Below are 8,620 nucleotides of genomic sequence, written 5' to 3'. Positions count from 1 at the left end.
AGACGGTAAGGCGGGCACCTTGGTGCGGGTTGTTCATCCTTCGGGATCCTCGGCTGGAGTTTGGCGATTGCAGCCTAACCCCGAACCGGGTGAACAACCTCCTGAGACTTCACACCTAGCGCCTACCAGCCGCCACCGCCGCCGCCGCCACCGCCGCCGCCGGACGACCCGCCGCCGGAAAAGCCGGAGGAGGACGACTTGGGCACGGGCACGGAGGAGGAGAAGCTTCCCGACATGGCGCCGACCGTCTTGCCCAGCGTGCTGGAGATATGGTGCGAATCGAAGTGGCTTCCGCTGTACCAGCCCGGCGCATAGCTTGCCGCGGCCGCGGCTCCCGCCGCTGTCGTCAGCCAGTCCTCGAAGGCCCGCGACCACGGCTCCTCGACGCCGAGCGCCACCGCATAGGGCAACAGCGTCTCGAAGTGGCGCGGGCTCATGTCCGGGGCGCCGGCCATGTTCATGCGGTCCTTTTCCGCGACCGACAGATACATGTTCAGCCCCTCGATCTCGTCGAGACGGGTGCGCCCGACCGCCGTCGGCGCGCCGATGAGGAAGAAGAACAGGGCATTCACCGAAAACAGCGCGGCCGCGATCAGCACCGGATAGGGGATCTCGCCGTTGATCGAGATAACGGCAAAGCCCGCGATCCCGAGCGCCATGATCAGCGTGAAGATCGCAATCGCCAGCCCCACCCGCGCCACGATCCCGCGCGCGCGGCTCATGCCCTTGGCGATGCGCACGCTGAAGATGGAAATCACGAAACCCGCCATCATCGCCGGGAACAGGGCGCCGATCTCCGTCTGGGACAGATTGCCGTAAGCGACAAGCGCGATGATCGTAATGACGCTCAAGGCGATCCCGGGAATGAGATAGAGCCGGTTTTCCCTGAAGAAGCGTCCGCGGTTCTCCGCCTCGATGGCCCCGCGAAAGCTCTTGCCGAGCGAGACGACGGAAGTGCCGTTCTTCTTGCTGAGCGTGAGCGCATCGCCGCGCGCGTCGAACCAGCGGGCAATCGCCGCCTCGCCCTTCGGCAGGCCCTGCAAATTACCAACCTCTTCCTCGGGCCGACTCAGCGTCAGATCGTCGGAAAAATCCTCCATCTTCATCCGGCCGTGGACCGCGAGATTGAGGCAGGCGGCCGAAAGCGCCTTCCAGCCGCCGTCGCCGAACCCCTTGTCGCGGACATAGGCGGCGAGCGCCGGCGACACGCCGTCGGGCGCCTCGAAACGGGGAAACACAACACCCCGGGGCGGATCGCGCCCGACAAGCCACCAGGCGCCGATGTAATAGGCCAGCACCAGAAGGATGCCGCCGCCGCCCAGGATGGTCGCCATGTTGTCCTTGAGGAAGTAGCCGAACTCCTCTTCCGGCGTCGGCGGTGCGATCACCCCCTTGTTCATGGCGACGACGACGCTCAGGCCCTCGCCGATGGTCAGCGAGCGGGTGGTGGAAAACACCACGCTGTTGCCGCCGTCTTCCGCACGGGCTGTGAAAGCGTTGCCGCGCTCGCCGAAGAAGCCGGTGTAGGCGGTCCACTCGCTGGCCACCGCGCCGTCGGGCAGCACGACGCGCGCGCTCGCGGTGTCGATCGGAAAGATCCACTCGTTGCCGGTCACGTTCCAGAACAGCTCGTCATAGCCCTCGAAGAAGCGGATCTGGCGCGTCGTCTGGTAGACAAGCTTATAGGTGTAGTCGCCCGGCGTCAGGAAGACCTCTTCCCTGCCGATGTAGACCCGGACCCCGCCGCCACCGCGATTGACCCTGTAGCCGTCCGCCTCTCCGTCGCGGGTCACAGAGAGAAGCTCGAACCCGGCGAGAATGCGCCCGTTGGGCGTATCGATCGCAAGCGGAATGTCGCGGTAGATCCCCCGCCGGATCTGGTTGCCTTCCGCGCGCACGCGGATGGTCTCGGTGACGGTCAGCGTGCCGTCGCCGGCGATATCGATGGTCGCGTTGAAAGACTGGATGCGCTCGACTGCAAGCCCCGGAGCGGCCGACACCGTCAGCAGCGCCAGCGCAACGCAGAGCGCCGCGACCGCCCCGCGCAGTTTCACGATACACGGCATCGCGTATTCTCCCGGCAGCGAGGGTCAGACTAGAAGGACACGGTCGGAACGGCGCGCTCGGCCGGATCCTCGATCTCGAAATATTCGGCCTGCTCAAACCCGAACTTCCCGGCGATCAGGTTCGCGGGAAAGCTCTCCACCGTCACGTTGAGGCCGCGCACCGCGCCGTTGTAATAGCGCCGCGCCATCTGGATCGTTTCCTCGACCTTGTCGAGCGAGGCGTGGAGGTCGCGGAAGCCGTCGTTGGCCTTGAGGTCGGGATAGGCCTCGGCGACGGCAAACAGCCGGCCGAGCGCCTGGGAGAGCATCGATTCCGCCTGGGAGCGGCCGGCGACGTCGTCGCGCGGCATGCTGGCTGCGCGTGCGCGCAATTCGGTGACTTCCTCGAGCGTTGCGCGCTCGTGGGCCGCGTAGCCCTTCACCGTCTCGATCAGATTGGGGATGAGGTCGGTGCGCCGCTTGAGCTGCACGTCGATGCCGCTCCAGCCCTCGCGCACCATCTGCCGCTGCCGGACCAGCGTGTTGTAGAGGTAGACGACATAAAGCCCGAGCGCGACCAGCACGCCGAGCACGATCCAGGTTCCCATACAATACATCCCTCAAACTCGAAGCCGCAGCGCGGCTAGGCCCAGACTGTAGCTCGTAATGAAGACTATGGTACAGAAGAGCACTTAGCTGATACTGCAATCCAAACGAATCGTGTATCACGACGTGCATGAAACATAATGACATACTGGACACGAAGGGTCTGATAGCCAAGGGCTATCAGATCGAATTTCATTCACACGCGCAGGCTATTTTGGCGCTCGACTTCCCTCAAGCATGGGAGGAGCTGAAAGGCACGTTACTCAATCTCACCATTCCGATTGAAGAAATCATTGGCTCTGGTGGAGGGGAAGCCAAGGGAACCCAACGCCTCCGGCGCAGGCTTGCAGAACTTGGATGGAATAAGGGAAATTTTAAAATCGAAAAAAAGATTAATGATATTCCTCGCGAATCTATTTCGCATGAAGTGGACCATGTTCGAATATTTGATGGCGAACAGGTTATTGCTCTCGAAATCGAATGGAATAATAAAGACCCTTTCTTTGATAGAGACTTAGAGAATTTTAAAAGGCTTCACGCAGAAGGGGCTATTAGTATTGGTATAATCATCACGCGCGGCTCGTCTCTACAAGACGAAATGAAGGGTTTGGTGCGGCGCTTTCTTGCACAGCGTAATGTCGTAAGCTTTGCCGATCTCGAACAATATGGGGTTTCGCCAACTCAGCGCCAAAGAAAAGCAATTATGAAGCGCGTCGAGCGAGATGTTAATCCACTTACGTTTTCTGAAGCCTTTGCCGACGGTTTTGTTGCCGACAAATTTGGTGCAGCTACAACACATTGGAGAAAATTAGAGGATCGAGTACACCGTGGCGTAGGAAACCCGTGCCCCTTAATCCTTATTGGGTTGCCTGATCAAATTGTAACTTTCGAAGATGATGTTAATGCGGTCCTCAAAGAAGTAATGGAACAAGAAGATGAACAAAACTGACTACTCTGCCGGCTCGATATTAAAAGATGCGCGAGAATGATTGGAATATGTACTCCAAGTGGGACGATATTCATCGTCTGCCTGGTTTCCCCAAAGAACCCAGCCAGGACGCGTCCCACGCGCAAATAGCTCCAAATAAGGACCAGGTGAGCAACTCTCGATTATGTCGTATTGCTCATCCGGTTTGCGGCTATGTTCGCGTTTTCTAGTAGCAAGAAGATTAACTTGACTTCGCCCTGGCGAAAGTGTCCTGGCATTTTTGCCGCGCACACCAAATAAGATAATTTCTGTAACATTTCTGAAGTAAAATCCGACACCGCGCCCATCCGATCCACCGTCTTTACGGACCTTATGCCAAATGAGATTAGACTTGTAAGTGAAACCCCACGCCTGAAGAACTTGTAGACCTTCCGGCAGCAGGGCATTCGGCACCCACAAATAGAGATGGGCTGTTTCAGCAGCGATATCCGCTACCGGAAGTTTCATGATATCATCAAGTGTCATTGTGCCGTATCGATTCAAACGTCGATGTTCCGGCGCCACTTTTCCGGTTCGATTTTGAAATTGCCAAGGCGGGTCAGCCAGGATCGTTTTGAAGCGAACGCCACCCGCCGCCTCTAGCAGCTCTTTTGCCGGGTCCATGATCTCTCCAAACATCAGGTCTATTGATTCGCGTTGACATTCGTACACTAGTGCGCGTGGCAGTTCTTGTCACTGGACAGCTCAGATTTAACTACCCGGTATATCCGACCCCGCCGGCTTCCGTTTCGAGGAAGGCGCCGCCGCAGGCCTTGGTCAGCTCGCGCACGCGCAGGATGTAGCTCTGGCGCTCGGTCACGGAGATGACGCCGCGCGCGTCGAGCAGGTTGAAGGCGTGGCTCGCCTTGATGCACTGGTCGTAGGCTGGCAGCACCACCTGATGCACCGTCGCGCCGGCCGCATCGCGCGCGGCAGCGCCGGCGGCGAGCAGGCGGCGGCATTCGTCCTCGGCGTCCTTGAAGTGGCGGAACAGCGTCTCGGTGTCGGCGTGTTCGAAGTTGTGGCGCGAATACTCCTGCTCGGCCTGCAGGAAGACGTCGCCATAGGTGACCTTCTCCGCGCCCTCGCGGCCGTTGTAGTTCAGGTCGTAGACGTTATCGACGCCCTGGATGTACATGGCGAGCCGCTCCAGCCCGTAGGTCAGTTCGCCGGAAACGGGCGAACACTCGAAGCCCGCGACCTGCTGAAAATACGTGAACTGCGAGACTTCCATGCCGTCGCACCAGCACTCCCAGCCAAGGCCCCAGGCGCCCAGCGTCGGGCTTTCCCAGTCGTCCTCGACGAAGCGGATGTCGTGCAGCGCCGGATCGAGGCCGATCGCATAGAGCGAGTTGAGATAAAGCTCCTGCAGGTTCTCCGGCGACGGCTTCAGGATCACCTGGAACTGGTAGTAGTGCTGCAGCCTGTTGGGGTTCTCGCCGTAACGGCCGTCGGTCGGACGGCGCGAAGGCTGCACATAGGCGGCCTTCCACGGGCGCGGGCCGAGCGAGCGCAGCGTCGTCGCGGGATGGAAGGTGCCGGCGCCGACTTCCATGTCATAGGGCTGAAGAACGACGCAGCCCTGATCGGCCCAGTAGCGCTGGAGCGTCAGGATCAGCCCCTGAAAGGAGTTTTCGGGGCGCATGTGCGCGGGCACTGCTTCGCTGGTCATGATCTGTCGTCCTTGCCGCTGCCGGAACCTGAGCGCGCCTTCGCGCCCGGCCGGCGCGAGAGGTGCCACCATCGCCCGGCGCCGTCAAGGCGGCAGGCGCGGTTGCCCGCGCCTGCCGTCGCTTGCAGAGACACAAGCGGTCGCTCAGACCGGCTCATGCCGATGGTCGTGAGCGTGATCGTGGGCATGGGCATGCCCGCCGGAGGCAGCCTCCGGCGCTACGGCGCAGGCCGCCGTGTCCGCGCGGCGCTCGCGCCACGCCTGAACGATGATCTGGAAGGCGGAGGAGAGGAACAGTCCGGCCATCAGGCCCGCAACCAGAAGGTCCGGCCAGCCGGTGTCGCTGGCCCAGACGCCGGCCGCCGCCAGCATCACGGCGATATTGCCGATCGCATCGTTGCGCGAACACAGCCAGACGGAGCGCACATTGGCGTCGCCGTCCTTGTAGCGCATCAGCAAGCCGACACTGGCGAGATTGGCGGCAAGCGCCAGAAAGCCGATCGCGCCCATCACCTGGGCCTGCGGAACGCCAAGCACGAAGAGCTGGTAGAGCGTGGAGCCGAACACCCATAACCCCATGGCGAGCAGGCTGAAGCCCTTTGCCAGGGCTGCAATCGAGCGCACCTGCAAGGATGCGCCGATGACGGCCAGCGAGATGCCATAGGTCAGCGCATCGCCGAAGAAATCGAGCGCGTCGGCCTTCAGCGCCTGGGACTGCGCCATCTGACCGGCGATCATCTCGACCGCAAACATCCCCGCGTTGATCGCGATGACGGCCCAGAGCCGACGCTTGTAGTCGTCCGAAAGGCCTTCGAACGTTCCGTGATCGTGTCCGCAACACGCACCCATGATCGGTCTTCCTCATTTTCCCGTTGCCGGACCGCGCGCTTGCGGGTCCTTGCCGATTGTGTGAGCAGACCCTAAATGCTCTAGCGACTAGAGGTTCAAGAGGAAAACGTCATGCTGTCCATCGGCGCTCTTGCCAAGGCCACCGGCGTCAAGGTCCCCACCATCCGCTATTACGAACAACAGGGGCTGATCGCCCCGCCGGTGCGTTCTGAAGGGAACCAGCGCCGCTACGAGCCTGCCGCGCGCGAGCGGCTGTCGTTCATCCGCCATGCCCGCGATCTCGGGCTGCCGCTGGAGGCGATCCGCGAATTGCTGGAACTGAGCGAGACGCCGGAGATGCCCTGCGTCGATGCCCACCGCATCGCCGGCGCGCATCTTGGCGAGGTGCGCGCCCGAATCGCGCGGCTGCGCAAGCTGGAGGCGGAGCTGGAGCGCATCACGTCGGCCTGCGATGCCGACACCGTCGGCGACTGCCACGTCATTCACGCGCTCGCCGATCACTCGCTGTGCGACAGCGAGCACTGATCCTTCAAAGGCGTTTGTGCGCCCTCAGTCCTTCGGCTTATAGCGCCCCGTTTCCGGATCGCGTTCCAGCGTCTTCATCGGCTGGCCCTCGGCAGACTTGCGCGCGGCCTTGGACACCCGGTTTTCCACCCGGCTCATTTCCCGCCGCACCGCGCGGAAGAGCACATATCCGCCGACCGCGAGCGCCGCAGCGCCAAATACATTCACCATTCCACCGCTCCCGTCGTCTTGCGAACCGGCCCGCAACGTCCTTGTTGCAAGGCAGTGTCGCCGCCGCTTCGCGCAATCACAATCCGAAACGTGCCCAAAGCGCGCGAATTTCCAGCGCGGACAAGGCTTCATCCGCCAACCCCCGCGTCAGTCCGCCCACGGCGCCGGCCTCGACGCCGGACGCCTGGCGGCGCCCGAACAGCGATCGCGGCGCGGAGATCAGCGGGGTCTTCACCGTCTCGCCGAAGCGCTCCCTCAGCACGGAGCGCAAATCGCCGAGGCTGTCGACCAGCCCGAGATCCCGCGCCGTGGTGCCGGTCCAGAAAAGGCCGGTGAAAAGATCGGGGTTGTCGCTCAGGACCTCGCCGCGCCGGCTCTTCACCAGATCGATGAAGACCTCGTGGATCTCCAGTTGCAGCGCCTTGAGGTGCTGCACGTCTTCCTCGCGCTCCGGGCGGAACGGGTCCAGGATCGCCTTGTTCGGTCCGGCCGTATGCACCCGGCGCTCGATCCCGAGCTTGGCCAGCGCCTCGGGAAAGCCGAAGCCGGCCGAGACGACGCCGATGGAGCCGACCACGGACGACGGGTCGGCAATGATCTCGTCGCCGGCGACCGCGAGCATATAACCGCCGGAGGCCGCAACATCCTCGACGAAGACCAGAACCTCCTTCTTCTTTTCCTCAGCCAGCGCGCGGATCCGCGCATGGATCAGGCGCGACTGGACCGGCGACCCGCCCGGCGAATTGACGATCAGCGCCACGGCCGGACCGTCGACGGAAAAGGCCTTGTCCAGTTGCTGCGCGACATTCGCCAGCGACAGCCCGGGGCGCAGCGGGGACGCCATGCCGATCGCACCCTGCAGGCGCACGACGGGCACGGTCACCGGGACATTGCCCCATTTGCCGGGAAGATGTTTGCGCAGACGGTCGAACACGCGGAAATCCTTCTTTGGCTTGAAAATCACGGACGGCGATCGCGTCCTTCGGGTGGATATAAGCTTTCGCACCGCCGAAAAAAGGCGCAATCGCATTGGCGCGACGGCGGCTTGCCTTGCGGCTCAGGCGGACGCGGTGGCCTGCACGGCGGCCTGAAGCGCCAGCAGGTCGCGCCAGGCGTGGCGTTTCTGCTCCGGCTGCCGCAGCAGGAGATCCGGGTGGAAGGTTGCGATTGCCTTCGGCACGCCTGCCTGCGGCATCTCCAGCCACTTGCCGCGCAGCTTGAGAATGCCATCCGCCTGGCCGGTCAGCGCCTGGGCTGCTCTTTCTCCCAGAAAGACAAGAATTTCAGGCGCCACGAGCTCGATCTGGCGAACCGCGAACGGCTTGCAGATCTCGACCTCCTGCGGACTGGGCTTGCGGTTTCCCGGCGGGCGCCAGGGCACCAGATAGGTGAGACAGACCGCCTCGCGCGACAGGCCGATGGCGGCGAGCATGCGGTCGAAAAGCGCCCCGCCCGGACCGACGAAGGGCACGCCCGCGCGGTCTTCGTCGCGTCCCGGCGCTTCGGCGATGAACATCACCCGGCTGCCCGGACGGCCTTGCGCGAACACCAGCGACTTGGCGGACATCTTGAGATTGCAGCCGTTGAAGGCGCCGACCGCATCGCGCAGCGCCTCAAGGGTTGGCGCCGCGCGGGCCAGATCGCGCGCGGCGGCCACCGCCTCGTCGTCCGGAAGCACGGCATGATGCGTTGGCGCCTGCGGGCCGGCGGGGCGGGCCGGCTCGCTGGGAAGCGGCACCGAACCGG

10 protein-coding genes are annotated in these 8,620 nt (G+C 62.8%); 2 read left to right on the top strand and 8 right to left on the bottom strand.

What is annotated here, in order from left to right:
• Positions 1-122: 122 nt before the first annotated feature.
• Entirely contained in the window at positions 123-2,066 is a 1,944-nt protein-coding gene (locus LC092_RS20880; protein WP_224809641.1) for a DUF2207 domain-containing protein, read from the bottom strand.
• Positions 2,067-2,095: 29 nt separating this feature from the next.
• A complete protein-coding gene (locus LC092_RS20875) occupies positions 2,096-2,653 on the bottom strand; it encodes a LemA family protein (RefSeq protein ID WP_224809640.1) in 558 nt (185 codons plus the stop codon).
• A gap of 128 nt (positions 2,654-2,781) precedes the next feature.
• On the opposite strand from LC092_RS20875, the gene LC092_RS20870 reads away from it, so the two are divergent.
• On the top strand, positions 2,782-3,600 hold the full coding sequence (locus LC092_RS20870; protein ID WP_224809639.1) for a BglII/BstYI family type II restriction endonuclease: 819 nt from the start codon (positions 2,782-2,784) through the stop codon (positions 3,598-3,600).
• On the opposite strand, the gene LC092_RS20865 is transcribed toward LC092_RS20870, so the two are convergent.
• The 3 genes from LC092_RS20865 to LC092_RS20855 form a co-directional block, all read right to left on the bottom strand.
• Positions 3,601-4,242, bottom strand: coding sequence for an MT-A70 family methyltransferase (locus LC092_RS20865; RefSeq protein ID WP_224809638.1), 642 nt, complete (start codon positions 4,240-4,242; stop codon positions 3,601-3,603).
• A 91-nt stretch (positions 4,243-4,333) separates the two neighbouring features.
• Positions 4,334-5,263 (bottom strand): glycine--tRNA ligase subunit alpha, encoded by a 930-nt coding sequence (locus tag LC092_RS20860; RefSeq protein ID WP_412103631.1) that lies wholly within the window; start codon positions 5,261-5,263, stop codon positions 4,334-4,336.
• A 171-nt stretch (positions 5,264-5,434) separates the two neighbouring features.
• On the bottom strand, positions 5,435-6,139 hold the full coding sequence (locus LC092_RS20855; protein ID WP_224809636.1) for a cation transporter: 705 nt from the start codon (positions 6,137-6,139) through the stop codon (positions 5,435-5,437).
• Between the two features lie 111 nt (positions 6,140-6,250).
• Here LC092_RS20855 and LC092_RS20850 point away from each other — a divergent pair, with 111 nt between their 5' ends.
• Positions 6,251-6,664, top strand: a complete 414-nt coding sequence (locus LC092_RS20850; protein ID WP_224809635.1) for a MerR family transcriptional regulator — start codon at positions 6,251-6,253, stop codon at positions 6,662-6,664.
• A 24-nt stretch (positions 6,665-6,688) separates the two neighbouring features.
• Here the strand turns inward: LC092_RS20850 and LC092_RS20845 are convergent, their stop codons facing one another.
• The 3 genes from LC092_RS20845 to LC092_RS20835 form a co-directional block, all read right to left on the bottom strand.
• Complete coding sequence (locus LC092_RS20845; RefSeq protein ID WP_224809634.1) at positions 6,689-6,874, bottom strand: hypothetical protein; 186 nt, start codon at positions 6,872-6,874, stop codon at positions 6,689-6,691.
• Positions 6,875-6,950: 76 nt separating this feature from the next.
• Positions 6,951-7,808: a S49 family peptidase gene (locus LC092_RS20840; RefSeq protein WP_224809642.1), complete on the bottom strand. Its 858-nt coding sequence runs from the start codon at positions 7,806-7,808 to the stop codon at positions 6,951-6,953.
• Between the two features lie 123 nt (positions 7,809-7,931).
• Positions 7,932-8,620, bottom strand: a 689-nt coding sequence (locus tag LC092_RS20835) for a uracil-DNA glycosylase (protein WP_224809633.1), incomplete at its 5' end; no start/stop codon positions are given.

The sequence above is a fragment of the Stappia stellulata genome (assembly GCF_020176715.1).
Taxonomy (GTDB): Bacteria; Pseudomonadota; Alphaproteobacteria; order Rhizobiales; family Stappiaceae; genus Stappia.
The sequence above is the reverse complement of the archived record's forward strand: the minus strand, read 5'-3'. Positions and strand labels throughout refer to the sequence as shown.

Coding starts and splice junctions, on each gene's coding strand:
- LC092_RS20865 (WP_224809638.1), bottom strand. CDS start 4,242: ATGGACCCGGCAAAAGAGCTGCTAGAGGCGGCGGGTGGCGTTCGCTTC.
- LC092_RS20875 (WP_224809640.1), bottom strand. CDS start 2,653: ATGGGAACCTGGATCGTGCTCGGCGTGCTGGTCGCGCTCGGGCTTTAT.
- LC092_RS20870 (WP_224809639.1), top strand. CDS start 2,782: ATGAAACATAATGACATACTGGACACGAAGGGTCTGATAGCCAAGGGC.
- LC092_RS20860 (WP_412103631.1), bottom strand. CDS start 5,263: ATGCGCCCCGAAAACTCCTTTCAGGGGCTGATCCTGACGCTCCAGCGC.
- LC092_RS20855 (WP_224809636.1), bottom strand. CDS start 6,139: ATGGGTGCGTGTTGCGGACACGATCACGGAACGTTCGAAGGCCTTTCG.
- LC092_RS20845 (WP_224809634.1), bottom strand. CDS start 6,874: ATGGTGAATGTATTTGGCGCTGCGGCGCTCGCGGTCGGCGGATATGTG.
- LC092_RS20850 (WP_224809635.1), top strand. CDS start 6,251: ATGCTGTCCATCGGCGCTCTTGCCAAGGCCACCGGCGTCAAGGTCCCC.
- LC092_RS20880 (WP_224809641.1), bottom strand. CDS start 2,066: ATGCCGTGTATCGTGAAACTGCGCGGGGCGGTCGCGGCGCTCTGCGTT.